This is a genomic window from Streptomyces sp. NPDC045967 (assembly GCF_056430495.1).
In genome coordinates this window covers 25,022-51,338 of the sequence record NZ_JBWKLE010000020.1, presented here as the reverse complement: position 1 = coordinate 51,338, position 26,317 = coordinate 25,022, and the positions used below count along the sequence as shown (strand labels likewise).

The window sequence follows — 26,317 nt, the reverse complement described above, 5'->3', positions numbered from 1 at the left end:
CCTTCCTAGGGTCGGGGCATGGAGAACAACGACCGTGAACGCGGTGCAGAGCACTTCACCCTGGGCGACGTCGAGGTCATCCGGATCGTCGAGTGGACGGGCGCCTTCGCCCCCGCCCGCGACCTCGTACCGGACGCCCCGGCCCGGATGTGGCAGGACAACGAGGACTGGCTGGCCCCCGACCACTGGCGACCCGACCGGGACGTGGCGGTGATGGCCCTGCAGACCTGGGTCCTGCGCAGCGCCGGACGGACGGTCCTCGTCGACACCGGCGTCGGCAACGGACGCGACCGGCCGGACTCACCCGAATTCCACCACTGGCAAGGGGACTTCCTCGACCGCCTGGCCCGCGCCGGAATCCGCCCCGAGGACGTCGACACCGTCGTCAACACCCACGTGCACGCCGACCACGTCGGCTGGAACACCCGCGACGCCGGCGGGGAGTGGGTACCGACCTTCCCCCGCGCCCGCTACCTCATCCCGGCTGCCGACGACCACCACTTCGGGCCGGACAACGCCTACGGCAAGGGCCTTCACCGGCAGGACCGGCTCGTCTACGAGGACAGTGTCGCGCCCGTCCACCGCGCCGGCCAGGCGGTGCTGTGGGACGGCACGCACCGCATCGACGAGCACCTCACCCTGGAGTCGGCACCCGGACACACACCCGGTTCCAGCGTGCTGCGCCTGGACTCCGGCACGGACCGGGCGGTCTTCACCGGAGACCTCCTGCACAGCCCGGTCCAGATCCTGGACCCCTCCTGCAACAGCTGCTTCTGCCTGGACCCGGAGCAGGCGGCGCGCTCCCGCCGCCGCGTCCTGCAACGGGCCGCGGAACGGCGGGAACTCGTGATCCCCGCCCACTTCGCGGGCACGGGTACGGCGCAGGTGCACAGCACGGGCGCATACTTCACCCTGGCGCCGTCGGCGCTCGGGAGGGCCAAGGCCTAGTACGGCGGCCGGGGCTCCGCGCGTCGGAACACCCGGCCGCGTGCGGAGCGCTCAGAGTTCCCCGGGATCCCGGCGTTCGAGCGGGCTCTGCGCCGGCCCCTGGAGGACCTCGCCGTCGACCCCGAACCGGGAGCCGTGGCACGGGCATTCCCAGGTCCGTTCGGCGTTGTTGAAAGCGACCAGGCATCCCATGTGGGTGCAGACGGCGGACACGGCGTGCAGCTCGCCCTGGTCGTCGCGGTGCACGGCGCAGGGCTTGCCACCGGAGCGCACCACGGTGCCCTCACCGGGCTGCAGGCTCTCGACCGGGCCGTCGGTGCCCTCGCCGAGGGTGTCCAGGCGGTCTTTGACGAAGTGCTTGCCGACCTCCCACTGCTCCTTGAGGTAGGAGGGCGCGGTCTTCACCGCCGGGCCGACGCGGCCGGGATCGTACAGACCGCCCCAGGGCTCCTCCTCACCGCGGACGAGCGACGCGATGACCGTCGAGGCCAGCACCCCGCCCGTCATGCCCCAGCCGGCGAAGCCGGTGGCGACGTAGACGTTGTCCCCCTTGGTGGGCAGGCGGCCGATGAGGGGCAGCGTGTCCGTGGAGCTGTTGTCCTGCGCGGCCCACTGGTGGGTGATCGTGACGCCGGGGAAGTGCTGCTCGGTCCAGGCCCGCAGACGGGCGTAGCCGGCCTCGGTGTCCTCGCCGGTGCCCGGTTTGAACGCCTCCCCGGTGACGATCACCAGGCGGCTGCCGTCCGCCAGCGGCGAGGTGCGGACGGACCGCTTGCCGCCCTCCTCCGTGATGTACATGCCCCCGGGGTCGTGGTGTCCGTCCACGGAGCCCGCGACGACCAGGTCGCGGTGCTGGGAGAGCCGCGTGGCGAGCATCGCCTTGTCGAACTGGGGGTGGTGCGTGGCGACGACGACGTGCCGGGCGGAGACGGTGGCCCCGGAGTCGGTGGTGAGCCGGCACGGATCGCCGTCGTCGAGCTCGGTGACCCGGGTGCCCTCGTGGATCCGGCCGCCCCGCGCGACGATGTCCTCGACGAGCCCGCGCAGGTACTTGAGCGGATGGAACTGGGCCTGGTCCTCGACCCGGACGGCGCCGGCGACGGGGAAGGGCAGACCGGTCTCGGTGACGAACGAGGCGCTGAGACCGGCCGACCGCGCCGCGTCGGCCTCCGCGCGCAGGGCGTCCACGCCCTCGGGCTGCTCGCAGTAGGTGAACGCCGGGCGCCTCTCCAGTTCGCAGTCGATGCCCAGTTCCCCGGAGACCTCGATGACGTGCCGCAGGGCGGCGCTCTGCGAAGCGGCGTACCGGCGGGCGGCGTCCTCCCCGTGCTTGCTCCGCAGCGTGTCGTACACGGCGGTGTGCAGGGCGGTCAGCTTGGCCGTCGTATGGCCCGTCACGCCGTTCGCCAACCGGTCTGCTTCCAGCACGATGACCGTCAGCCCCGCGCGGGCGAGTTCCCACGCCGTACTGAGGCCGACGATGCCGCTGCCGATGACAGCGGCATCCGCCTCCACGGCGCCCGAGAGCGGTGCGAAGGACGGCATGGAGGCCGTCTCCATCCAATAGGAGCGTCCGGAGCGTCCGGTGTCGGGAAGTCGGTTCATACCCGGCGGCTGCCCAGGAATCCGACCCTGATGCGCGCCGTTCGCCGGGCCCCGAACCGGGGGTGGTGACCGGGGCTGCGACCGGCTTCCGGAGGTCCGCCGTGCCCGCTGCGCTCAGCCGTTCCGGCCTTCCTCCGGCACCCTGGAAACCCGACCCGCTCCGGAGGTCCGCCGGAGCGCACCCGCGCACCTGGAGGAAACAGCGGTGAACACAGCGGTGAACACAGCGGTGGACGCACCGGAAGCAGCTCCGCAGGTCGTCTTCGCGAACTTCCTCTCGGACCTGGCGGTGGACCTCGAGGAAGGGCAGGTACTGGCGCAGTGGGCGCAGCAGGCGCCGCGCAAGGCGTGGCTGCTGCGGCCCGGGGACGTGCTGGTGAGTCCCGGGCCGCTGAGCGGGGAGTTCAGCCGCTACGTGAGCGGCCTGACGGGAGTGTCCGGCGCGCAGGCCGCGGTCATCGAGGTGCCGCCGGCAGGCGCCGTCCCCCTCGCCGACGCGGTCCGCCGGGCCGGGCTCATGGACCGGGTACGGGCCCATACGGGCCGGCCGGGCACCGCCCTGGTGCCCACCGCCATGGACGCGTCCGCCCTGGGCTTCGCACGGGAGCTCGGCATCACCGTGCACCCGTACCCCACGGTCGAGGACGCTGCCGCCGCGCTGCCCGTCACGATGCTGCTGAACACGAAGGCGGGCTTCCGCCGGGCGGCCGAACGGGTGGGCATGCGGCTGCCGGAAGGGCAGGTGTGCCGCCGCCCGGAGGTGGCGGAGGTCGTGGACCGGATGCTGCGCCGGCACGAGCGGGTGGTGGTCAAACCCGACCGCTCGGCGGGGGGCCACGGTCTGCGCTTCCTCGCCCGGGGGGACGTGGCGGGGACGGGGCCGGCGCTGGAGTCCGTGGGCGGCCCCCAGGGCACCTGGGTGGTGGAGGAATGCCTGCCCGTGGCCGAGTCGGTGAGCATCCAGATGGAGAACACCGCCTCCGGAACGCGCGCCCTGTTCAGCGGTGCGATGCGGACGGAGCAGGGCTCGTTCACCGGATACGTCTCCCCTCTTCCGCCGTCCTGCGCGCACGTGGCGGGCGAGCTGGAGGAGTGGGGGCTGGCACTGGGGCGCCACCTCGCCGGACAGGGATACCTCGGGCCCTTCGGAGTGGACGCCCTCGTCGACACGGACGGTGTGGCGTACGCCAGTGAGAGCAACGTGCGCCGCACCGCGACCACCACGCCCTTCGCGATGGTCACCCGGCTGGTGGCGGCGTCGGGTCTGCCCCGGCCGGCCTGGGCCGTGTCCAAGCGGCGCACGGGCCGGCCCTTCGGCTTCGCGGAGGCCCTCGACCGGCTGCGCGACCACCACCTCGCGTTCGACCCGGCGACCGGTGAAGGGGTCGTGCTGTACGCGGACGCCCCGCCGGACGGCCGGTCGTGGCGCTACGCGGTCATCGCCGCCGATGAGGCGGGTCTGGCCGAGCGCGAGGCGGCCGCGGCGAAGGCCATGGAGTTCGACGGGACCTGACGGCTGGCGACTGTGCGTGACGGGGACGGCGGCCGCCCCGGCGGCCGTCGCGGCCCCGGTTTCGCGGCCCGGAACGGCGCCCTGTGATCGTCGCTCGGGCAAAACATCGGCTTAAGCGCCGTCTGGCCGGGCAGGCGCCGGACATGTCGACCGCCCGTTCGGGCCTGCTGAACCGTGCAGGCCGAACCGGCACAGGAGTGCAGACGAATGGTGTACGTGACCTGGCCCCATGGGTTCGAAGAGGTCTCACGGGCGCCCCGGGGCGCCGTTTCCGAGGGAGGTGCCCCGTGTGCGGCCTGAGTGGTGAGGTGCGTTTCGACGGCAGGCGTCCCGACCTGGCCGCTGTCGAACGCATGACCGATGCGATGGAGCAGCGCGGACCGGACGGACGCGGGTCGTGGTCGCAAGGAGCCGTGGCCCTCGGTCACAGACGGTTGAAGATCATCGACCTGTCCGAGCGGGGCGCGCAGCCGATGGTCGACCCGGGAACGGGTCTCACGGGCGTCTTCAACGGCTGCATCTACAACTACCGGGAACTGCGCGCCCGCCTCGAGAAGCTGGGCCACCGGTTCTTCTCGGACTCCGACACCGAGGTCGTCGTCAAGGCCTACGCCGAGTGGGGGCCGGACTGCGTCGAGTTCCTCGTCGGCATGTTCGCCTTCGCCGTGGTCGAGCAGCGGACGGGACGGGTCGTGCTGGGGCGCGACCGGCTCGGCATCAAGCCCCTGTACGTCACCCAGGACTGCGACCGCCTGCGCTTCGCCTCCTCCCTGCCGGCGCTGCTGGCGGGCGGCGGAGTGGACACCTCCATCGACCCGGTCGCCCTGCACCACTACCTGAGCTGGCACGGCACCGTGCCCGCGCCGCGCACCGTGCTGGCCGGCGTACGGAAGATCCCGCCCGCCACGGTCCGCGTCGTCGAGCCCGACGGAACCCACCACGACCACTGCTACTGGCAGCCCGACTACACCAGGCACGCCGACCTCGGCGACGACCCGGGGCTGTGGCAGGAGGCGGTGCACGAGGCGCTGCGCAGGGCAGTACGGCGCCGTACGGTGGCGGACGTCCCGGTCGGGGTGCTGCTGTCCGGCGGCCTGGACTCCAGCCTGATGGTGGCGATGCTCGCCGAGGAGGGCCACGGGGACATCCCGACCTTCGCGATGGGATTCGAGGAGGAGAACGGCCAGGACGGCGACGAGTTCCACTACTCGGACCTGGTCGCCCGGCACTTCTCCACCGACCACCACCAGTTCATGATCAGCTCCGACCGGCTCCCGGCCGCCCTGGACGCCGCGATCGGCGCCATGAGCGAGCCGATGGTCAGCCACGACGCGGTGGCCTTCCACATGCTGTCCGAGCAGGTCTCCAAGGACGTCAAGGTCGTGCTGTGCGGCCAGGGCGCCGACGAGGTCTTCGCCGGTTACCACTGGTACCCGCAGATCGCCTCGGCCACCCGCGCCGGCGCGGCAGACACCTACATCGAGGCGTACTTCGACCGCACGCACGCCGAGCTCACCGCCCTGCTGCACCCGGACTTCGCCGCCGACCACGACGCGTCGACCGAGTTCGTCCACCGGCACACGGCCGCCCCCGGGGCCGAGACCGCCCTCGACGCCGCCCTGCGCATGGACGTCCACGCGCTGATGCCCGACGACCCGGTCAAGCGGGTCGACAACATGACCATGGCGTGGGGCCTGGAGGCGAGGGTGCCGTTCCTGGACCACGAGCTCGTCGAGCTGGCGGCGGCCTGCCCGCCCCGGCTGAAGCTCGCGCAGGGCGGCAAGGCCGTGCTCAAGGACGTCGGCCGCGCGGTACTGCCCCGCGAGGTCGTCGACCGGCCGAAGGGATACTTCCCGGTCCCCGCGGTCAGCCACATGGCTCAGCCCGTACTGAACCGGGTACGGGACGCCCTGCGGGCACCCGAGGCGCGCCGGCGCGGGATATTCGACGAGCGCTTCGTGGAGAAGATGCTCGCGGCGCCCAACGAGCACCGCGCCAGGCGCGGTGCGAACACGCTGTGGCAGGTGGCGTCACTGGAGATCTGGCTCCAGGCGCACGGCATCCGCTGAGTGGTGGGAACGGTCCGCAAGCGGAAGCCTGGGAGAGGTGGCCATGCCCCTGGAGCAGTCGAACGTCGAGCACGCATTCGGTACGACCCACGCGACGGCAGCAGCGGTTCCCCCTGATGTCCTGGACCGCGATGCCGGGCCGCTCGTGACGGCCGTCGGCCTGGCGGCGGGACCCCCGCGGGGGGACCGCGCCGCCGGCCCGGCCGCGCCGGCGCCCGCGCCGGTACGGCTGCCCGACCACCGCAGCGCCGACCCGCCCACGCTGCTCACCGCCCACGGATGCTGGTACCCCTCGGCGGACCCGACCGGGGAGTACGTCGCGTTCATCTGCGACCGCGCCGGAGTCCCGCAACTGTGGAGCGGACCCGCCCGGGGGGCCGAGGCCCACGTGCTGGACGGCGACCCCGACCCGGTCACCGAGGTCTCCTGGTCGCCCGACGGGCGCTGGATCGCCTACACCTCCGCACCCGGCGGCGGCGAGCACACCCGCGTCCTGGTGGTGCGCCCGGACGGAACCGGCAGGCAGGTCCTCGCGGGCGCCGAACCCGGCAGCTCGGCGCACCTCGGCTGCTGGGCCCGCGACGGCTCCGCCCTCACCGTCACCGTCGCCCAACCCTCCGCGTCGGGCGCGGAGCACGCCGGACCTGGGCACCTCGCACCGGACGCCGACGGCGGGCCGCCGACCGGCGCGAGGGCCCCGGGTGCGGCCTGGTCCGAGCGCGGCGGCACGGCGACCCTGCTCGGCGCGGGCTCGGCGCCCCAGGCCCCGGCCCCGGAGCCCGCACCGTCCGTGCTCGCGTCGGCCGGCCCCGTCCCGGACCTCGGCCGGCTCCGCAGCGGCGAGCAGGTGCGCAGCGGCGGGCTGGCCGCCTATCTGCTGGACCCGGACGGAGCCCATGCCCCCGTCCTGCTCTACGGCGAGGAGGGAGCGGCGTCGCTGCGCGTGTGCGACATGAGCGCGGACGGGCGTTTCGCGCTCGTCCGGCGCGGTCCGCGCGGCCGGCGTCAGGCTCTCGTGCTCGACACCGCCTCCGGCCGCACCACCTTCTCCCTGCACGTGGCCGACGGGGATCCCTGGATCGGCCGGTTCTCCGCCGACGCGCGGACGCTGTGGCTGCGCAGCGACACGGACCGCGAGTTCGCGGCCCTGCTGCGGATCCGGCTGGACGACGAGGGCGCGGGGCGCGCGGTGTCGGTCGCGACGGCCCGGGAGGGGGCGGCCCTGGACCTGCTGAGCCTGCCCGACCACGGCCGGTGGGCGCTCCTCGCCTGGAACGTGCACGGCGCGACCGAGCTGGAGAGCGTGGACCTGCCCGCCGCCGACGACGACGGTGCGCCCGGGCCCCCGCACCGACCGGACCTGCCCCACGAAGTGGTGACCCGCATCGCCCCGCTGGAGCGCGGCGGACTGTTCGCCGCGCTGTCGGGGTCCCGGCGCAGGCCCGGCATCTGGGAACTCGACCCGGGCCTGCTGTCCGTACGCGCGGGCTGGTCGGCGCGGGACGAGGACGCCGTGCCGCCCGGCCGGCCTCCCGTACGCCCCGTACCGCTGCGCTGCCCCGCGCGGGACGGGCTGACGCTCGGAGGCTGGTACTACCGGGCGCCGGGCCAGGACCCGGGCCGGCCGGCGCCGTGCGTCATCCACCTGCACGGCGGCCCGGAGGAACAGGAACGGCCGGTGTTCAGCCCGCTCTACCACGAGCTCCTCGGCCGGGGTCTGGACGTGTTCGCGCCTGACGTGCGCGGGTCCTCGGGCTGGGGGCGCTCCTTCGTGGACGCCGACCTCGGCGAGGGCCGGTTCGCCGCGATCGACGACGTCGCCGACTGCGCCGCACACGTCGTCTCACTCGGCTACGCGGACCCGGTACGCCTGGGCGTGATGGGCCGCTCGTACGGCGGCTACCTCACCATGGCCTCCCTGGTATGGCATCCGGACCTCTTCCGCGCCGGGGTCGCGGTTTGCGGGATGTCGGACTTCGCCACCTTCTTCGCCGGCACGGAGCCGTGGATCGCGCAGTCCGCCGCCGCCAAGTACGGCCACCCCGAGCACGACCGCGAACTGCTGCGCGCCCTGTCCCCGATGAGCCGCGTCGACCAGCTGCGCGCTCCGGTCCTGGCGGTCCACGGCGAGCACGACACCAACGTGCCGCCCACCGAGTCGGAGCAGTTCATCCGGGCGGCACGCGAGCGGGGCGTGCCGGCGCGGCAGTTGACCCTGCGCGACGAGGGCCACGAGTTCCTGCGGGCGGACAACCGCAGGCTCTACCGCCGTGCCGCCGCGGACTGGCTGGAGAAGTACCTCGGCCCCGCTCCGGCCTCCTGACGACCCGGAGCGGGCCGTGCCCCGAGCAGAGGAGGAGTGCGGGTGTCCATCAGCGCGGTGATCGCCGACGACCAGGAACTGGCGCGGACGGGCTGCAAGATGATCCTCGACAACAGTGAGGGCATCCGGAGTCACCCGGCGCCTGTGCCGCGGGGATGCAGCCGCCCTGCCGCCGAGGTGCTTCGCTGTCCTCGATCAAGGCCCATCTGGGCCGGGTGCAGACCAAGCCGGAACCGCCGACCGGGACGCCGTCCTCGGCGGCGCGCCCCAGGACAGCGGCGGGCGCGAGCGTGACCTCCGCCGGTGTTCCTCATGGCGCACGAGCCGGCCCTCCCGCAGGACCCGGAAGCCCGTTCCCTGGAGCGAGGAGTAGTGGACGAAGACCTCCGGGCCCCCGTCGTCCTGGACGATGAAGCCGAAGCCCATCCTGGCGCCGAACCACTTCACCTTGCCCGTCGCCACAGCCGAAACCCCCGTCCAAGACCGTTCCCCGGGCCCACCCGTCGTACGGGGGACGGACCCGCGGGCCCCGCCACAGCGGCTCCGCGGCTCCCGGCCGGGGCGCGGCACGCCGCGGCGCGGGCCCGGTCACCCGTCCGCAGCCACCGGCCGCCGCCCCGGGCCAGGGACGGCGCCGTGCCCCGGGGCGACGGCCGGTCACCACGGGTCGTCACCCGAATGCGCTGCTTCCCCGAGCGGTACGCCAGGTGCTCGGGCAGGCTGAGGGCACCCTGCGGGTTGTTCCCAGGTGCGAGACGGCGCCGGTCGCCGGCCCTCGATCCCTGCGTCCCGCGCTCTCCGCCTGTTCACGAGGAGAACACGATGGGCCCTCACACATCACGGACTTGGGAGCACGCGGTCGTCACCGGCGGTGCGGGCTTCGTCGGCTCGCACCTGTGCTCCGCCCTGATCGAGGCGGGTACCGCCGTCACCTGCGTCGACGACTTCAGCACGGGACGGCCCGAGAACGTGGCCCACCTCGTCGGCCGGCCCGGCTTCACCCTCCGGGAGGCGAACGTCTCCCGGCCCTTCACCGTGGAGCGGCCGCCCGAGCTGGTCCTCCACCTCGCCTCCCCGGCCTCTCCCGCCGACTACCTGCGGCTGCCCCTGCACACGCTGGAAGCGGGCAGCCTCGGCACCCGCAACGCGCTGGAGCTCGCCCACCGCGCGGGAGCCCGCTTCCTCCTCGCGTCCACCTCCGAGGTCTACGGCGATCCGCTGGAGCACCCGCAGAACGAGCGGTACTGGGGCCACGTCAACCCGGTCGGTCCGAGGAGCGTCTACGACGAGGCGAAGCGTTTCGGCGAGGCCCTCACCACGGCCCACAACGCGGCGCTCGGTACCGACACCTGCGTCGTGCGCCTGTTCAACACCTACGGCCCGCGCATGCGGGGCTACGACGGCCGCGCCGTGCCGACCTTCATCCGCCAGGCCCTGGCCGGCGCACCGCTGACGGTCACCGGCGACGGCCTCCAGACGCGGTCGCTCTGCTACGTCGACGACACCGTCTCCGGCATCCTCGACGCCGCCGCCCACGGTATGCCGGGGCCTGTGAACCTCGGCAACCCCGACGAGCTCACCATGCTGGAACTGGCCCGGTGGATCATCGAACTGACCGGTTCCACCTCGGAGATCAGCTTCGTCGAGCGTCCCACCGACGACCCCGCCGTGCGCTGCCCCGACATCACGCTGGCCCGCGACAAGCTGCAGTGGGAACCGCTCGTGACGGCCGAGGAAGGGCTGCGCCGCACCATCGCCTGGTTCCGCGACCACCCCGGCAACTGACCCGCGAGCACGTCCTGCCGTCCGGCGCCCGCACCGGCGCCGGCACCCCGTACGTCCCACAGCCGAAAGGTCCGTTCCGCCATGCGCATCCTCGGCATCAACGCGCTCTTCCACGACCCCGCCGCCGCCCTGGTCATCGACGGCCGTACGGTCGCCGCGGCCGAGGAGGAGCGGTTCTCCCGCCGCAAACACGGCAAACGGCCCCTGCCGTTCTCCGCCTGGGAGCTGCCCGAGCAGGCCGCGGCATGGTGCCTGAGCCGCGCCGGCCTGCGCCCGCAGGACCTGGACGCCGTCGCCTACTCCTACGATCCGGCCCTGGCCCAGCCCGCCGAGTCCCTGGGCCTGCACGACCCGTGGGACCACCTGCGGCAGACCTACGCCCGCGAGGCCCCGGGCTTCCTCGCCACGGCGCTCCCCGGGCTCGACCCGGCCCTCGTCCGCTTCGTACCCCACCACATGGCGCACGCCGCCTCCGGCGCGTTCGCCGCCGACGGCGCCGGCACCAGCTCCGTGCTGGTCCTCGACGGGCGGGGGGAACGCGCCTCCCACCTGGCCGCGCGCCGGACCGGCAACCGGCTGGAACCGCTGTACGCGCAGGACCTGCCGCACTCCCTGGGGCTGGTCTACGAGGAACTCACCGCCCACCTGGGCTTCCTGAGGTCCTCCGACGAGTTCAAGGTGATGGCCCTCGCCTCCCACGGCACCCCGCGCATGCTGGACGAGCTGAGGCGGTACGTGTACCCGACCGGGGACGGCGGCTTCCACGCCACCGGCGTCCCCTGGCAGGAGTTCTGCCCGCCCCGCGGCGGGGACGAGCCGTGGACCGCCGCCCACGCGGACGTCGCCGCGAGCGCCCAGGCCGTGCTGGAGGAGACGCTCCTGGACCTCGCGCGCTGGCTGCACGGCCGCACCCACGACGACGTGCTCACCCTGGCCGGGGGCGTCGCCCTCAACTGCGTCGCCAACTCCCGCATCGCCCGCGAGGGCCCCTTCTCCCGGGTCTGGGTGCAGCCCGCGGCCGGCGACGCCGGAACGGCCCTCGGCTCGGCGCTCCTCCTCGCCGCAGGAGCGGGCGACGACCCCGAACCCATGACCGGTGCGGACCTCGGCCGCGACTGGTCCGACGCGGAGATCGGCGCCTGGCTCAAGACGGCCGGCGTACCCTTCGAGCGGCCACCGGACATCGCCGAGACCGTCGCCGAGGCCCTCGCGGACAACGCCATCGTCGCCTGGTTCCAGGGGCGTTCCGAGTACGGGCCGCGCGCCCTGGGCCACCGCTCCCTGCTGGCGCATCCCGGCCACGCCGGGAACCTGGAACGGCTCAACGACGTCAAGGGCCGCGAGCAGTTCCGGCCCGTGGCGCCCATGGTGCTGGCCGAACGGGCGGCCGAGATCTTCGACGGCCCGATCCCCAGCCCGTACATGCTCTTCGTCCACGACGTGGCCACCGACTGGCGGGAGCGCATCCCGGCCGTCGTCCACGTCGACGGGACGGCGCGCATCCAGACCGTCGACGCTCAGCGGGAACCGCTCGTGGCGCGCATGCTCACCGAGTTCGAGCGGCGCACGGGACTGCCGGTGGTCGTCAACACCAGTCTCAACACGGCCGGAAGGCCCATGGTGGACGACCCCCGGGACGCCCTGGAGTGCTTCGGCTCGTCCCCCGTGGACCTGCTCGCCATCGGCCCGTACGCCGTCCGGCGGGGCCCGCTGTTCCGCACCGAGGGGGAAGCGTGACCGCATTGACCCGGCAGCAGGCCCCCGAACCGTACGCCGTGGTCGTCCCCACCCTGGGCAGGCCCAGCCTCCGGGTCTGCCTGGAAGCCCTCGCGGCCGCCACGGCCGACGGCACCGGTCCGGCGGCGGTCGTCCTGGTCCACGACCGCCCGGGCCCCGGCTCCGTGCCCCCCGCCCTGGACGTGCCGCCGGCGCTCCTGCCGGTGACCACCGTGGTGGCCGGCGCGGGCCGCGGCCCGGCCGCCGCCCGCAACACCGGGGCCCGGTCGGCCGGCCGGGTGCCGTGGATCGTCTTCCTGGACGACGACGTGGTACCCGGGCCCACGTGGGGCCGCGACCTCACGCGCGACCTCACCACGGCGTCCCGCGACACCGCCGCCGTCACCGCCCGCATCGACGTACCGCTTCCGCCCGGGCGCCGTCCCACGGACTGGGAGCGCAACACCGCCGGCCTGGCCACGGCCCGCTGGATCACCGCCGACATGGCCTTCCGGCGCGAGGCGCTGGAGGGTGTCGGCGGCTTCGACGAACGCTTCCCCCGGGCCTTCCGGGAGGACGCCGACCTGGCCCTGCGCCTCCTCGACGGAGGTTGGACCCTCGCCGCCGGCACGCGCCGCACCACACATCCCGTGCGGCCCGTCGACCGCTGGGTGTCCGTGCGCGTCCAGGCGGGCAACGCCGACGACGTCCTGATGCGGCGCCTGCACGGATCCGACTGGTGGGAGCGGGCCGCGGCCCCGCGCGGGCGGCTGCGCCGGCACCTCGCCGTCACCGCGGCGGGCTGCGCCGCCGTCGGCTGCGCCCTGTCGGGCCGGCCCGGCGCTGCCACCGTGTGCGCGGCCGGGTGGCTGGCCGGAACCGCCGAGTTCGCCGCGGCCCGGATCGCGCCCGGGCCCAAAACCCGCACCGAGACCCTGACGATGGCGGTGACCAGCCTGCTCATCCCGCCCGTCGCCACCTGGCACTGGCTGAGGGGCCACCTCGCCCACCGCGGCGCCCGCCCCCTCGGGCCCGCGCATCCGGCGCGGCGGGACGCGGCGGATCCCCGGCACGCCCCGCGCGAACGGGTGCGGACATGAGGCCGCCGCCCACCGGACGGCACCACGGCGCCCTGCCCCGCACACGCCCCTGGGTGTGGGACGCCCCCCGCCCGGCCCCCCGGCCGCGCGGCGCGCGGGAAGCCGCCGGCCGGCTGCCGCAGGCGGTCCTCTTCGACCGCGACGGAACCCTCGTCGTCGACGTCCCCTACAACGGCGACCCGGACCGGGTGACCCCCATGCCGTCCGCCCGCGCCGCCGTCGCGGCCCTCCGCGAGCGGGGGATCCCGGTCGGCGTCGTCAGCAACCAATCCGGCGTCGCCCGCGGCCTCCTGACTTGGAGCCAGGTGGAGGCCGTACGCCGGCGCGTCGACGCGCTGCTCGGCCCGTTCGCCGTGTGGGCGGTGTGCCCGCACGGCCCCGACCACGGCTGCGGCTGCCGCAAACCGGCGCCCGGCCTGGTCCTCGCCGCCTGCGAAAGGCTCGGCGCGACCCCCGAACACACCGTCGTCGTGGGCGACATCGGCGCCGACGTAGGGGCCGCCGAGGCCGCCGGAGCCCGTGCCATCCTGGTGCCCACCCCCGTCACCCGGCCCGACGAGGTCGCCACCGCCCGCGAGACGGCGCCCGACCTCCTCGCCGCCGTCCGCCTGATCCTGGCGTCCGACGAGCCGGCACGCCCGTGCGGAACCGTACGATGAGCGCCCCGCGCAGCCTGGTCGTGCGCCTCGACAGCGCAGGGGACGTCCTGCTGGCCGGTCCCGCCGTGCGCGCCGTGGCGGCCGGGTCCTCGCACACCACGTTGCTCTGCGGCCCCCAAGGGGTCCCGGCGGCCCGTCTGCTGCCCGGCGTGGACCAGGTCCTGGTCTACGACGCCCCCTGGGTCGGCCTGGAACCCGGCAGGACCTCCCGCGAGGAATGCGGACTGCTGGTGGACGCCCTGGCCGCGGGCCGCTTCGACCGGGGCGTGATCCTGGTGTCGTACCACCAGAGCCCGCTGCCGGCCGCCCTCCTGCTCGCCCTCGCGGGCGTGGAGCGGGTCGCCGCCGACTGCGAGGAATACCCCGGCTCCCTGCTCGACCTCAGGCACCACCGCCGGCCCGGCCGCCACGAGGCGGAGGCCCCACTCGACCTCGTCCGCGCCTTCGGCTACCGGCTGCCACCCGGTGACGACGGCGCCCTCGGCATCCAACCGCCGCCCGACTCGACGCGGCTGACCGGCCCCGAACCGTACGTCGTGCTGCACCCGGGGGCCGCGGTCGCCGCCCGCAGGTGGAGTCCGGGCCGCGCCGCACGCGCCGCCGCCGCCCTGCACGGGGCGGGCCATCGCGTGGTCGTCACCGGCAGCCCGGCGGAGAAGGACCTGACCGCCGAGGTGGCGGGCCGGCACGGCCTCGACCTGGGCGGTGTCACCGGGGACCTCCACGAACTGGCGGGCGTGCTCGCGGGCGCCGGGGTCGTCGTGACCGGCAACACCGGCCCCATGCACCTGGCCTGCGCCGTGGGCACCCCGGTGGTCTGCGCCTTCGCTCCCGTCGTGCCGGCCGAACGCTGGCGGCCGTACCGGGTGCCCCACGTCCTGCTCGGCGACCAGACGGCGCCCTGCGCCGCCAGCCGCGCCCGTGACTGCCCGGTGCCCGGGCACCCCTGCCTGGACGGTGTCGGCGACGACGAGCTGCTGGCGGCCGTGGCCGGGCTCCTGGGCCCGCCCGTGAACGGGAGACCGGCCCGCACGGCGGACCGGGGCGAGAGAGACCGAGGAGCAACCGTATGAACATCCTGCTGTGGCACGTCCACGGTTCCTGGACGACCGCCTTCGTCCAGGGACCCCACACCTACCTCGTCCCCGTCACGCCGGACCGGGGCCCCGACGGACTGGGACGGGCCCGGACCTTCGACTGGCCGGAATCCGTCCGCGAGGTGAGCCCCGCCGAACTCGCCGACACCCCCGTGGACCTCGTCGTCCTGCAACGGCCCCACGAGGCGGAACTCGCCGAGCGCTGGCTGCGGCGCCGCCCGGGCCGGGACGTGCCCGCGGTCTACCTGGAACACAACGCACCGGACGGCGACGTGCCCCGCACCCGCCACCCCTGCGCCGACCGCGACGACCTGACGCTGGTGCACGTCACGCACTTCAACCGGCTGTTCTGGGACAACGGCGCCACTCGTACCGAGGTCATCGAGCACGGGATCGTCGATCCCGGCCACCTCTACACGGGCGCCCTGCCCCGCGCCGCCGTCGTCGTCAACGAGCCGGTGCGCCGGGGCCGGCACACCGGCACGGACCTCCTGCCGATGCTGGCACGCTCCGCGCCGCTCGACGTGTTCGGCATGCGCACCGAGGGCCTCGCCGAACATCTGGGCCTGCCCGCCGACCGGTGCCGCTCGCACGAGCTGCCCCAGCGGCGGCTGCACGCCGAAATGGCGCAGCGCCGCCTCTACCTGCACCCCGTGCGCTGGACGTCGCTCGGACTGTCGCTGCTGGAGGCCATGCACCTGGGCATGCCCGTCGTGGCACTGGCCTCCACCGAAGCCGTCGAGGCGGTGCCGCCCGGCACCGGCGTCCTGTCCACCCGGCCCGAGGTACTGGCCCGAGCGGCCCGGCACTACCTGGACGAACCGCAGGCCGCGGCCGAAGACGGCGCCCGAGCCCGCCAGGCCGCCCTCGAACGCTACGGCCTCAAACGCTTCCTGGACGACTGGGAGCGGTTGATGACGGAGGTGCGGTCATGACGTCGTTCTCGCCGAGGCCGACCGTCCTGGCCCGCCGTTCCCGCCGGCCGATGTCCCTCGCGCTGGTCTCCGAGCACGCGAGCCCGCTCGCGACCCTGGGCGGAGTCGACGCGGGGGGCCAGAACGTCCACGTGGCCTGCCTGGCCGGGGCGCTCGCCGACCGCGGCCACCGCGTGACGGTCTACACCCGGCGCGATGCCCGGGACCTGCCCGACCGCACCGCCCTGCGCCCGGGCGTCACGGTGCACCACGTCCCGGCCGGCCCCGCCGAATACCTTCCGAAGGACGAGCTCCTCCCGCACATGAGGGAGTTCGCCCACTACCTCACCCGCCACTGGCAGGACGGCCCGCGCCCCGACCTGATCCATTCGCACTTCTGGATGTCGGGTCTCGCCTCCCTCACGGCCGCACGCGAGCTGCGGCTGCCGATGCTGCACACCTACCACGCGCTGGGAACGGTGAAGAAGAGGCACCAGGGCGGCGCCGACACGAGCCCGCCCTCCCGCATCGGCCTGGAACGCGAGATCGGCCTGGGCTGCGACCGGGTGGTGGCCACCTGCCGCGACGAGGTCGCCGAGCTCGAGGACATGGGGATCCCCGCCGACAAGGCCGACGTCGTCCCGTGCGGAGTGGACACCGAGCGGTTCTGCCCCGAGGGCCCCGTCGCCGACCGCGGGACCACCCACCGGTACCGGCTGCTCCACGTCGGCCGGCTGGTGCCGCGCAAGGGCGCCGCCGTCTCGCTGGCCGCGCTCGCGCGCCTGCCGGAGGCCGAACTCGTCATCGCGGGCGGCCCGCAGGCCGGCCACCTGGACGCCGATCCCGAGGTACGCCGCCTGCGCGACCTCGCCCGCACCGCCGGGGTCGCCGACCGGGTGCGGTTCCTCGGCGCGGTGCCCTGCGCGGACGTGCCCGCCCTGATGCGCAGCGCCGACGTCGTCCTGTGCCCCGCGGACTACGAGCCGTTCGGCATCGTGCCGCTGGAGGCCATGGCCTGCGGCCGGCCCGTCGTGGCCAGCGCCGTCGGGGGGCAACTGGACACCGTCGTCGACCGGGAGACCGGCCGCCTGGTGGCGCCCGGAGACCCCCGCGCCCTCGCGGACGCCGTGGCCGGGCTGCTGGCCGACCCCGGCCTGCGCGATGCCTACGGCGCCGCCGGCCGGCGGCGCGTGACGAGCAGGTACGGCTGGGCCCAGGTCGCCGCCGCCACCGAGCGGGCCTACCACTCGACCCTCACCCTGCGCCTGACCGCCGCCGGGGCGACATGAACCCGCCGACGGCAGGCGCCATGAGCCCGCCGACGGGCGCCCGGCGCGCCCCCGCCCCCCTCCGCCGCCCTTCCGGCCCCGCCGGACCGGCGGCCCGTTCCGCGCAGCCCCGAAACCCGAAGGAGGTGGGGCGCGGACCGCTCCCGCGAGCGGCCGGCCCGACGCCATGAGCCAGACCCGCGCACACGCCGCAGCGCACCAGCACTGCCAGTCCCTCCAGGACGCCCTGCACCGCCTGCGCGTCCAGGGCCTCGACCAACTCGCCCACTGGGGCGACCGGCTCGCCTCGGTACTGCCCGCCGGCGGACGGCTGCTCGCCGCCGGGAACGGCGGCAGCGCGGCACAGGCACAGCACCTGACCGCCGAACTCGTCGGACGCTACCGCGAGGAACGCGCCGCCTACTCGGCGATCTCCCTGCACGCCGAGACCTCCAGCATGACGGCCATCGGCAACGACTACGGATTCGAGCACGTCTTCGCCCGCCAGGTGGCGGCGCACGGCCGCGACGGCGACGTCCTGCTCCTGCTCTCCACCTCCGGGCGCAGCGCCAACCTGCTCTCCGCGGCGATGACGGCCCGTGCGGCCGGTGTGGAGGTCTGGGCCCTGACCGGCGCCTCCCCGAACCCGCTCGCGGAAGCGGCCGACCAGGCCCTGTGCATCGACGCCGCGACCACCGCGACCGTCCAGGAGACCCACCTGGTGGCCGTGCACCTGCTGTGCGAGTCCTTCGACGCCGCCCTCACCGCGAAGACCCCCACCACGACCACCACCACCGTCCGGACCGCTCGCGGCAAGACGCCCCGGCCGGAGGCACCCGTCCTCGGGAGGACGCCGTGAGCACCACCGGCCCGCTCGTCGTGGTCGGCGACGTCCTGCTCGACCGCGACGTCCAGGGCGACGTGGACCGGTTGGCTCCCGACGCCCCGGTGCCCGTCGTCGACGTCACCGCCGAGGTCTCCCGTCCCGGCGGCGCCGGACTGGCCGCGGCCCTGGCCGCCCGCACCGGCCGGGACGTCGTGCTGGTCACGGCGCTCGGCGAGGACGAGGCCAGCCACACGGTGCGCGAGGCGCTGCGCGGGCGGGTCCGGCTCGTGGAACTCCCGCTGCACGGCACCCTCCCGGTCAAGACCCGGGTACTGGCCGGCCGCCTGCCGCTGGTCCGGATGGACCGGGGAGGCGGCGAGGTCGGCCCCGTCCCCGCGGCCGTCCGCGAGGTCCTCGCCGGGGCGCACGCCGTCCTCGTCGCCGACTACGGCAGGGGCACCGCCGACGCCGTGCGGCCGCTGCTGGCCGACGCGGCCCGACGGGCGCCGCTGGTGTGGGACCCGCACCCGCGCGGCGGCCCGCCGGTCCCCGCGGCCCGCCTGGTGACCCCGAACGCGGCCGAGGCCGCCGCGCTGTCCCCGGGCGACGGGCATGCCCTGGCCGAACACGCCCGGCGCGGCGCCGAACTGGCGGAGCGCTGGCAGGCCGTCTCGGTCGCCGTGACCCTCGGAGACCGCGGGGCGCTGCTCACCCGGCCCGGATCGGCCGCACCGATGCTCGTGCCGGTTCCCTACCCCGCCACGGGAGACCCGTGCGGTGCCGGGGACTGCTTCGCCGCCCTCGCCGCCGTCGCCCTCGCGGACGGCGCACTCCCCGAGGAAGCGGTGCAGCGGGCGGTGGCGGGCGCCGCCGCGTTCGTCGCGGCCGGCGGCGCGTCCGACCCCGGCCTCTGGCGCACCGGCGAACCGGGCGCTCCCGCGAACCCCGCCGCGGACGACGCGTTCGCCCTCGCCGCACGCGTCCGGGCCGGCGGCGGCACCGTGGTCGCCACGGGCGGCTGCTTCGACCTGCTGCACGCCGGCCACGTGGGGCTCCTCGACAGCGCCCGGCGCATCGGCGACTGCCTGATCGTCTGCGTGAACTCGGACGCCTCCCTGCGGCGTCTGAAGGGCCCGGGCCGCCCGCTGACCCACCTGGAGGACCGCATGAGGGTGCTGGCGGCCCTCGGCAGCGTCGACGCCGTCGTGGCCTTCGAGGAGGACACCCCGCAGGAGCTGCTGCGTGCCCTGCGGCCCGACGTGTGGGTCAAGGGCGGCGACTACTCGGCCGAAGCCCTGCCGGAGGCAGCGGTAATGCGCGGCTGGGGCGGCCAGACCGTCGTCCTGCCCTACCTCGACGGCCGGTCCACCACCGGCCTCGCCGACCGGGCGGCACGCGCCGCCGCGGGAGCCCGTACCACCCCCTGAGCCGGCGGCGGCGCGGCTCTTCCCCGCGGCTCGGCCGGCCGGCGACGGGCCGTCGGGGGCGCGTCGGCAGCGCTCAGGCCGCCGTCCCCAGCTCGGCGCGGACCGGCACGGCCACCGCGGGCACCCGGGCGGGCGAGACCCGGCCGGCTCCCCGGCCGCGCAGCAGGTAGCCCGCCGCCACGGCCGCGGTCACCACCAGTCCGCCCGCCACCAGGGCGGCGCGTACCCCGGCCAGCTCCATCATCAGCCCCAGCAGGGGCGGCGCCGCGAGCCCCCACAGGGTGCGGATGCTGGACCAGGCCCCCAGGACGCGGCCGCGCATGTGGGCCGGCGGATCGGTCTGCAGCACCGTGGACTGCGCGGTGTCCCCGACGGACTCCGCCATGGCCATCGGAAGGACGAGGACGAGCAGCACCGCCAGCGAGGGCGACAGGCCCGCCAGAACCTGGAGCAGCGCCCCGGCCACCGTCAGGACTCCCACCAGCCGTACGCCGGGCCGGCGCAGCCGCGCGCCCAGCACAGCCCCGATGATGCCGCCGACGGCGAGGACCGTGGCCACCGTGCTGAAGGACGCCGCGTCACCCGCCAGCGGCCCGGTGACCAGGACCACCAGCGTGAGCGAGTAGTTGCGGCCGAACAGCGCGCTGATCGCGTTGAGACCGGCCAGCGCGACGAGCCGGGGGCGGCGCATGAAGAAGGCCAGACCGTCCCGCGCACTCGAGCCGCCCCCGTCGGCCGAACCTGACGGCGCCTTACCGGTGGCGGCCGGCGCACGGACCGTGCCCGCGGAACGCACCGGCCTGAGAAAGGGGATCACGCACGCGACGAAGAGGAAGGACAGGCCGTTCGCCGCGTACGCCGCGGACGTGCCCAGGAGGCCGACGGCCACCCCGGCGAGCGCGGCGCCGGTGAGCCGGCCGGCACTGTGGACGAGCGAGCCGACCCCGATCGCCGAGGGGACGTCGTCGGCGGGGACGAGGTCGTTGCCCAGCAGGGCGCAGGCGGGCCCGTCCACGGTGGCGATCAGGCCGGTGACCGCCGCCAGGACGAGCAGCACCGGCAGGTCGAGCCGGTCCAGCATGACCAGGACCGCCGTCACCAGGGCCACCGCGCCCAGGAGCGCCTGCCCCACGGCGGCGGTGAGCTTGCGCGGCCAGCGGTCGACGGCCGCGCCGCCCATGAGGCCGAACAGCAGACCGGGCGCGGCCTGGACGGACACGGACAGGCCCGTCGCGGCGGCCGAACCGGTGATCTGGAGCACCAGCAGGTTCTGCACCGTGAGCTGCATCCACGTACCGGCGTTCGACACGAAGTTCGCGACGGCCCACCAGCGCATGCTGCGGTGACGCAAGGACCGCCACGGCGAGCGGGACGGCGCGGCGGCGACGGACGAAGGCAGGGGGGAAGAGGGAACGGACGCAGACACAGAAGACAAACCCGGGGGACGCGAGGACGGCAGGACAGGCGGGGAACGGGCCTGCCGCACCGTCGGCGCAGCGGCGCCCGGAGAGACGGGGGAATCGGTCCCGGACCATGCTGACAGACCTGACCGGGCCGCCACGGTGACCTACCCCTCACGCCCCGGCGAGCGGAGCCCGCGGCCCTTGCCCCGTCCGGCATCCGGCTACACGGTGGCCTTGCTCACACGCCGGGCCCGGACGCCGACTTCGGGTGGCCCGTACGGCTGTCGGGGTGCCCCCGGACGCCCTGCGGCCTAACCCGGCGTGCCGGGGAGGCTCCCGGTGGTGACAGTGGGGGACAAGTGCCCGCACCGCGGCGGAACGCCCGGCGGGTCGGCGAACCGTAGAGGGAAGGCATGCGGATGAGTGGCGCGTCGTACACGGATCTGAGCGGGAGACAAGCGTTGGTCACCGGCGGGGCCCGCGGCCTGGGAGCCGCCATCTCCCGCCGCCTGGCCGCCGCGGGAGCCGCGGTCGTCGTGGCGGACGTACGGGAGGACCTGGCCAAGGAACTGTGCGAGGACCTCACGGCCCAGGGCAGCCTGGCCCGCGCCGTGAGCCTGGACGTGTGCGACCCGGGCGCCGTGGCCGACGTCTTCCGGGACATCGACGAGACCGGCCGGGGGGTGGACATCCTCGTCAACAACGCCGCCGTCGACGTCTCGAAGCCGGTCGAGCACCTCACCGCGGACGAGGTCTCCCGGGTGGTGACGACCAACCTTCTGGGGCCGATGTACCTCAGCCTGGAGGCGTACCGCCGCATGGTGGCCCGGGGCGGCGGCCACATCGTCAACATCCTGTCGACCGCGGCCAACCGGACCTGGACCGAGGCCGGACCGTACGCGGCGAGCAAGTCCGGACTGCGGGCGTTCACGCACACCCTCTTCAAGGAGGCCCAGCGCGACTGCGAGGGCATCGGCGTGACCGGGATCATCGCGGGCGGCATGGAGACCGCCTTCATCATGGAGCGATTCCCCGACGCTGACACCTCGATGCTGCAGAGCCCCGAGATCGTCGCCGACACGGTCCTGTACGCGCTGTCCGTGCCGGTCGGCAGCGCCGTCGCCGAACTGGTCGTCGTACCGCGCAGGGAACCGTCCTGGCCCTGACGGTCGGTGGCCGGTTGACCGCTGCCGCTGCCGCTGCCTCCGTCCCCGCCTCCGCCTCCGCCTCCGTCCCCCCCAACCTTGGCCTCGGCCGCTGACCGTCGGCCGGGGCCGGATCCCCGTGCCGTCAGCCTCGGCCTCAGGCCAGGAGGTTCCGTGAGCGAAGACGTCCGCACCACCCCCACGCGCACCGGGGGCCGCCCCCTGCCCGGAGCCCGTCCGCAGGTACTGGTCCTGCGCGCCCTGGGACTCGGCGACCTGCTGACGGTGGTGCCGTGCCTGCGGGCACTGCGTCGCGGCATGCCGGACCACGACATCGTGCTGGCCGCCCCCGCCCGCCTGTCCGCGGCGGTCGCCGCGACCGGCGTGGTGGACCGCCTGCTGCCCGCCGGAGCGCCCGCTCGCGAGGTGCCGCCCGCGCTCGCGTGGGCCGGTCCGCCGCCCGAGGTAGCGGTGGACCTGCACGGCAACGGGCCGGCCAGTCGCGGCCTCCTCGAACGCCTGCGGCCGGGGCGGCTCCTCGCCTTCGGGCACCCGCACGCGCCGGACACCGCCGGACCCGCATGGCGCGCGGACGAGCACGAGCGCGTCCGCTGGTGCCGACTGCTGGGCTGGTACGGCATCGAGGCGGACCCGGCCGACCTGCGCATCCCCCGCCCGGCGTGCCCGTCGCCGGCGCCCGGCGCCGTCGTCCTGCATCCGGGAGCGGACGCCGCCGCCCGCCGCTGGCCGCCGGAGCGGTTCGCCGCGGTCGCACGGTCCCTGGCCCGCGCCGGGCACCGGGTCGTCGTCACCGCCGGCGCGGGCGAAGGCCCGCTGGCCCGCCGGGTGGCGGCCGCGGCCGGGCTGCCACCCGGCGCGGTACTGGGCGGCGCCGACGACGTGCCGTTCCCGCAGCTCTGCGCCCTGGTGGCCGAAGCGCGCTGCGTCGTCGTCGGGGACACCGGCCTCGCCCACCTGGCCACGGCACTCGGCACCCCGTCGGTCGTCCTGTTCGGCCCGGTGGCCCCCCGCTTGTGGGGACCGCCGCCCGGCACCCCGCACCGGGTGCTGTGGCACCCGCGGGCCGACGAGGACCCCCTGCGCCCCGGGGACGCCCACGGGACCGTGCCCGATGCCCGGCTGCTGCGGATCTCGGCGCAGGAGGTGCTGCGGGCGGCCACGGCATTGCTCGGTCCGGCTGCGGACGCCGCTCCCGACCCTGGCTGACGCGCCGGTCGGCCGCGGCGGTCGCGGGGCCCGTGCCGCGGCCCCCCGCCGGCGGTCGCGGCCCCCGCCCCGGCCCCCTCCTTCCGCGGTGGGCTCCGCCGAAGGAGCGGTGTCGGCGCAGGACCCGTGGGTGACGGACCGGGCGGGTAGCCGAGCCGTTATGCCCCCTATCACGACGTCCGTCGGCCGCTGTGCAGCGGACGACCGACCGGTCCGCACCCGACTGCTCGGCCGCCCCGCGATCGCCCTGTACGGTCCGGGCGCCAACGCCTTCTTCTACGACGAGCGGCACGTCAGACGTACCTCGGCCCTCCCCCCACCCGTGCTCGACACGCTCTTCGGGCAGGGAGCCGTGCACACCCTGGACGGCACCGCCCACCGCCGCGCACGCGCTGCACCGCTGGCCCGCCCACCGGGCACTGCTGCGCGCGGAGCACGACGGGCGGTACGCCCGGGCGTTCTCCCACGAGGTGCGGCGGTTCCACCCGTTCGCCCCATTCGTCGCGGGGCTCGCGGCGACCGACCTGACCTGGCGGGGCGAGGAGATCGCCGAGGACACCCCCGTCCTCCTCGACCTGTACGGGCACAACCACGATGCCGAGCTGTGGGACGCCGCCTCGACTTCGAGGTGCCGCCGCAGGACCTTGCGATCCCGCTGTCCCGGGTGCCCACCCGCCCCCGCAGCGGCTTCGTCATCCGTAGGGGCGCGTCGCCCTGTTGACACCCCGGGCGACGGGGTAGGCGCGGGGGCGAACGCTGTGCAAGAGCTGGAGAAAGGAGACGGACCATGACCACCGCCCGCGAGATCATGACCGAAGGCGCGGACTGCATCGGTGCCGACGAAACCGTCCTGGAAGCGGCCCGCAAGCTGGCGGAGCTCGAGGTGGGAGCCCTGCCGATCTGCGGCACGGACGACAAGCTCAAGGGCATGCTCACGGACCGCGACATCGTGGTGAAGGTCCTGGCCGCGGGGAAGGACCCGGGTCAGTGCACGGCCGGTGAACTCGCCCAGGGCGAGGCGGTGACCATCGGCGCGGACGACGAGGCCCGGGAAATCCTGAGGACCATGACCGAGCACAAGGTGCGCCGGCTCCCGGTCATCGACGGCCACCGCCTGGTGGGCATCGTCGCTCAGGCCGACGTCGCACGGGCCCTGCCCGACGCCCAGGTGGGCGACCTCCTGGAGGCGCTCTCCACCTGAGGCAGAGGGGGCCCGCGCCTGGCGCCGCGCGAGGCGCCGGACGCGTCGGTCCCCGCACGTACGCGCGTACACCCGGGTGTGGCGGTCGCACAGCACCAGCGGCCGCCACACCGCCGTGTGCGTACCTTCCGTGCGCTCGACAGGGGCGTGACCCGCGCCCGACCGGGCAGGCGCCCCGTCGAACGCTCCCCTGACAAGAGAGGCGACGTCCGATGACCGAGTACGAACGCTCCCGCACGATGCCGGCCCTCCCCGAGCACGTCTTCGATCAAGCCGCCCGGGTGGACCAGATGGACCAGTGGCTCCCCGAGGAGATCCGCGTCCACGACGACGGGCTGCCCGCCGTGACGGTGAGCGAGAACGGCGGCGCGGAGGAGACGGCGGGGCTGCTGAGGGAGCGGCCGGAGCAGATGCGGCTGGAGTGGGGAACCAGGGACGACGGCGCCTACACCGGATGGCTCCAGGTGGCGGGTCTGGACGGCGGGCCCAGTGAGGTGACCGTGCACCTCTCCTTCTTCACCGAGGAGCACGACCCCGGCGAAGAGGCGGTCAACGCCCTCCTCGACCGCAGCCTGGAACGTCTGGAGGACCAGGTGCGTCTGCGGGTCGACGGCACGGCCGGCTGAAGTCGGCGCGCGGCCGCATGCCCGGCCGCCGGCGTGGTAGCCGCACGGTATGGCCACAGCACGCAAGGTCTACGCGGTCGCCGCCACGGGGCAGTGGACCGAGGAAGAAGACGGAGGGCGGCGCAGACTTCCCGCCGGGGAGGTCCACGCCTGGGAGCCGGGGCGGAACGGAACGGTGTGCGGGCTCTCCCTCAGCCGGTCCCAGCTGACCCGTTTCCCCCACGTGTCCTGGGCGGACGCGCTTCCCGAGTCCGGTGGCGCCGCAGACCGCGTCCGGCGGCTGTGCCGCCGGTGCGCCGCGGCCGCCGGCCGCCGGGGCCCGGACGCCCGCCCTCCGTGGCGGCGCACGGACCCCCGGCCCTGACCCTCCGACGACGGCGGACCCGGCACAGGCATACCGGGAGCAGAGCAGGACAGGAGAGCGGCATGAGTGACGAACAGCTCGGAGACGACGTGTACCAGCCGACCGGCGGCAACGAGGAGCAGGAGGACGCCGCCCCGCTCGACCTGCAGAACGCGGTGCAGGAGCGGACGTACGACGACATCCTGGACGAGGGCTACTCGCCCCCCGAGAAGCCGCTCGGCGTGACGAAGTACGGCACGACCGCCGCGGAGCAGCACGAAGGCGAGTCCCTGGACCAGCGGCTGGCCCAGGAAGTGCCCGAGACCGGCCAGGATCCCGGCGACGGGCTCGGTGACCTTCCCGGAGGTGACGGCGAGCCCTTGGACGACGAGGTCGGCACCGTCCGCGCGGGCCGTCTCACCGCGCCGGACGAGGGGGCGCGCACCGACACCGTCAAGGAACTCGTCGCGCAGGACCACGGCGTCGACGGGGGCGCGGCCGCCGCGGAGGAAGCCGCCATGCACGTGGTCCGGGACGAGCCGGGCGAGGACGTCTAGGGCACGTCCTTGGGGCCGGACGGGACCCCAGGCGTGAGGTCCTCCGGAGCCCGTCCTGCCCGAAGCCGGACGGAGGACACCCGAACGGCCGGCCCGCGGCGCGTGAAGCCGCAGGGCCGGCCGACGCACGGCCCCGCCGCCCGGCGACGGCAGCGTGCCTCCCGGAGACCACCCTCCGCCCGGCGGCGGCGCGGTCGCGTTGATGGCGCCGCTCTCCTGGGCGGACCGCTACGGCAAGGCGCGGCCGGATGGGAACCGCAGCCACGGGCAAGGCCACGGTCGGCACACTCATCCGGAGGGAGCGCCCGCCATGGACCGGCTGGACCGGACCTCATTCGAGCTCGTCGTCGAGCACGCGGTCGCCACCGTGCGCGTCCGCCCGCGCGGGGAGATCGACCTCGGCGCGGAAGCCGAGCTCCTGGCCCTGGTCAGCGTTCTACCGCCGCGAGGCCGCTGCGACCGCCTGACACCGAGGCGGCCGGGGCGGGCACCAGCGTGCCTCCCAGCCCAGCACGAGCGGCTGACGAGCGGCAGAGTCAAGGGCCCGAAGGGCGCGTCCCAGCCG

22 protein-coding genes and 1 pseudogene are annotated in these 26,317 nt (G+C 75.1%); 20 read left to right on the top strand and 3 right to left on the bottom strand.

From position 1 onward, the window contains the following. Positions 1–18: 18 nt before the first annotated feature. The gene (locus tag AC07FY_RS27985; protein WP_479011496.1) at positions 19–948 is read left to right on the top strand and encodes an MBL fold metallo-hydrolase; all 930 of its coding nucleotides are present in this window, start codon (positions 19–21) and stop codon (positions 946–948) included. A gap of 51 nt (positions 949–999) precedes the next feature. Here the strand turns inward: AC07FY_RS27985 and AC07FY_RS27980 are convergent, their stop codons facing one another. Then, on the bottom strand, positions 1,000–2,553 hold the full coding sequence (locus AC07FY_RS27980) for an FAD-dependent oxidoreductase (protein ID WP_479011493.1): 1,554 nt from the start codon (positions 2,551–2,553) through the stop codon (positions 1,000–1,002). 205 nt (positions 2,554–2,758) lie between these two features. Here AC07FY_RS27980 and AC07FY_RS27975 point away from each other — a divergent pair, with 205 nt between their 5' ends. From AC07FY_RS27975 to AC07FY_RS27965, 3 genes are all read left to right on the top strand, one after another. Next, positions 2,759–4,066 carry a preATP grasp domain-containing protein gene (locus AC07FY_RS27975; protein WP_479011491.1) on the top strand — a complete coding sequence of 436 codons (1,308 nt, stop codon included), beginning with the start codon at positions 2,759–2,761 and terminating at the stop codon, positions 4,064–4,066. A gap of 287 nt (positions 4,067–4,353) precedes the next feature. After that, the gene (locus AC07FY_RS27970) at positions 4,354–6,135 is read left to right on the top strand and encodes an N-acetylglutaminylglutamine amidotransferase (protein ID WP_479011490.1); all 1,782 of its coding nucleotides are present in this window, start codon (positions 4,354–4,356) and stop codon (positions 6,133–6,135) included. Positions 6,136–6,178: 43 nt separating this feature from the next. Continuing rightward, positions 6,179–8,458, top strand: a complete 2,280-nt coding sequence (locus tag AC07FY_RS27965) for a S9 family peptidase (protein WP_479011740.1) — start codon at positions 6,179–6,181, stop codon at positions 8,456–8,458. Positions 8,459–8,653: 195 nt separating this feature from the next. On the opposite strand, the gene AC07FY_RS27960 is transcribed toward AC07FY_RS27965, so the two are convergent. Next, positions 8,654–8,905: a cold shock domain-containing protein gene (locus tag AC07FY_RS27960; RefSeq protein ID WP_479011737.1), complete on the bottom strand. Its 252-nt coding sequence runs from the start codon at positions 8,903–8,905 to the stop codon at positions 8,654–8,656. Positions 8,906–9,280: 375 nt separating this feature from the next. On the opposite strand from AC07FY_RS27960, the gene AC07FY_RS27955 reads away from it, so the two are divergent. The 9 genes from AC07FY_RS27955 to rfaE2 all read left to right on the top strand — a co-directional run bounded on the left by AC07FY_RS27955 (position 9,281) and on the right by rfaE2 (position 19,250). Next, positions 9,281–10,243 (top strand): NAD-dependent epimerase/dehydratase family protein, encoded by a 963-nt coding sequence (locus AC07FY_RS27955; protein ID WP_479011488.1) that lies wholly within the window; start codon positions 9,281–9,283, stop codon positions 10,241–10,243. A gap of 81 nt (positions 10,244–10,324) precedes the next feature. Next, positions 10,325–11,980 carry a carbamoyltransferase family protein gene (locus tag AC07FY_RS27950; protein WP_479011486.1) on the top strand — a complete coding sequence of 552 codons (1,656 nt, stop codon included), beginning with the start codon at positions 10,325–10,327 and terminating at the stop codon, positions 11,978–11,980. A 5-nt stretch (positions 11,981–11,985) separates the two neighbouring features. After that, positions 11,986–13,059: a glycosyltransferase family 2 protein gene (locus AC07FY_RS27945; RefSeq protein WP_479011734.1), complete on the top strand. Its 1,074-nt coding sequence runs from the start codon at positions 11,986–11,988 to the stop codon at positions 13,057–13,059. Continuing rightward, positions 13,056–13,718, top strand: a complete 663-nt coding sequence (locus AC07FY_RS27940) for a D-glycero-alpha-D-manno-heptose-1,7-bisphosphate 7-phosphatase (protein ID WP_479011484.1) — start codon at positions 13,056–13,058, stop codon at positions 13,716–13,718. The genes AC07FY_RS27945 and AC07FY_RS27940 overlap by 4 nt, the downstream gene beginning before the upstream one ends. Next, positions 13,715–14,791: a glycosyltransferase family 9 protein gene (locus tag AC07FY_RS27935; protein ID WP_479011483.1), complete on the top strand. Its 1,077-nt coding sequence runs from the start codon at positions 13,715–13,717 to the stop codon at positions 14,789–14,791. Before AC07FY_RS27940 ends, AC07FY_RS27935 begins: the two co-directional genes overlap by 4 nt. Beyond that, positions 14,788–15,750 (top strand): glycosyltransferase, encoded by a 963-nt coding sequence (locus tag AC07FY_RS27930; protein WP_479011481.1) that lies wholly within the window; start codon positions 14,788–14,790, stop codon positions 15,748–15,750. The genes AC07FY_RS27935 and AC07FY_RS27930 overlap by 4 nt, the downstream gene beginning before the upstream one ends. Next, complete coding sequence (locus tag AC07FY_RS27925; protein WP_479011479.1) at positions 15,747–17,018, top strand: glycosyltransferase; 1,272 nt, start codon at positions 15,747–15,749, stop codon at positions 17,016–17,018. Before AC07FY_RS27930 ends, AC07FY_RS27925 begins: the two co-directional genes overlap by 4 nt. A gap of 166 nt (positions 17,019–17,184) precedes the next feature. Then, on the top strand, positions 17,185–17,856 hold the full coding sequence (locus AC07FY_RS27920) for a D-sedoheptulose-7-phosphate isomerase (RefSeq protein ID WP_479011477.1): 672 nt from the start codon (positions 17,185–17,187) through the stop codon (positions 17,854–17,856). Next, positions 17,853–19,250: a D-glycero-beta-D-manno-heptose 1-phosphate adenylyltransferase gene (gene rfaE2 / locus AC07FY_RS27915; protein WP_479011475.1), complete on the top strand. Its 1,398-nt coding sequence runs from the start codon at positions 17,853–17,855 to the stop codon at positions 19,248–19,250. The genes AC07FY_RS27920 and rfaE2 overlap by 4 nt, the downstream gene beginning before the upstream one ends. Before the next feature lie 73 nt (positions 19,251–19,323). Here the strand turns inward: rfaE2 and AC07FY_RS27910 are convergent, their stop codons facing one another. Further along, on the bottom strand, positions 19,324–20,586 hold the full coding sequence (locus tag AC07FY_RS27910; protein ID WP_479011731.1) for an MFS transporter: 1,263 nt from the start codon (positions 20,584–20,586) through the stop codon (positions 19,324–19,326). A gap of 486 nt (positions 20,587–21,072) precedes the next feature. Between AC07FY_RS27910 and AC07FY_RS27905 the strand changes: the two genes are divergently transcribed. From AC07FY_RS27905 to AC07FY_RS27875, 7 genes and pseudogenes are all read left to right on the top strand, one after another. Then, the gene (locus AC07FY_RS27905; protein WP_479011473.1) at positions 21,073–21,819 is read left to right on the top strand and encodes an SDR family oxidoreductase; all 747 of its coding nucleotides are present in this window, start codon (positions 21,073–21,075) and stop codon (positions 21,817–21,819) included. A 153-nt stretch (positions 21,820–21,972) separates the two neighbouring features. Further along, positions 21,973–23,025, top strand: coding sequence for a glycosyltransferase family 9 protein (locus AC07FY_RS27900; RefSeq protein WP_479011470.1), 1,053 nt, complete (start codon positions 21,973–21,975; stop codon positions 23,023–23,025). A 208-nt stretch (positions 23,026–23,233) separates the two neighbouring features. Further along, positions 23,234–23,746: pseudogene (locus AC07FY_RS27895) on the top strand (cytochrome P450 family protein); the annotation flags it as partial. 66 nt (positions 23,747–23,812) lie between these two features. Then, a complete protein-coding gene (locus AC07FY_RS27890; RefSeq protein WP_479011467.1) occupies positions 23,813–24,226 on the top strand; it encodes a CBS domain-containing protein in 414 nt (137 codons plus the stop codon). Between the two features lie 212 nt (positions 24,227–24,438). Further along, positions 24,439–24,852 carry an SRPBCC family protein gene (locus AC07FY_RS27885; RefSeq protein WP_479011465.1) on the top strand — a complete coding sequence of 138 codons (414 nt, stop codon included), beginning with the start codon at positions 24,439–24,441 and terminating at the stop codon, positions 24,850–24,852. 49 nt (positions 24,853–24,901) lie between these two features. Beyond that, the gene (locus AC07FY_RS27880) at positions 24,902–25,216 is read left to right on the top strand and encodes a hypothetical protein (RefSeq protein ID WP_479011462.1); all 315 of its coding nucleotides are present in this window, start codon (positions 24,902–24,904) and stop codon (positions 25,214–25,216) included. 62 nt (positions 25,217–25,278) lie between these two features. Then, entirely contained in the window at positions 25,279–25,752 is a 474-nt protein-coding gene (locus AC07FY_RS27875) for a DUF5709 domain-containing protein (protein WP_479011460.1), read from the top strand. The last annotated feature ends 565 nt before the right edge of the window (positions 25,753–26,317 follow it).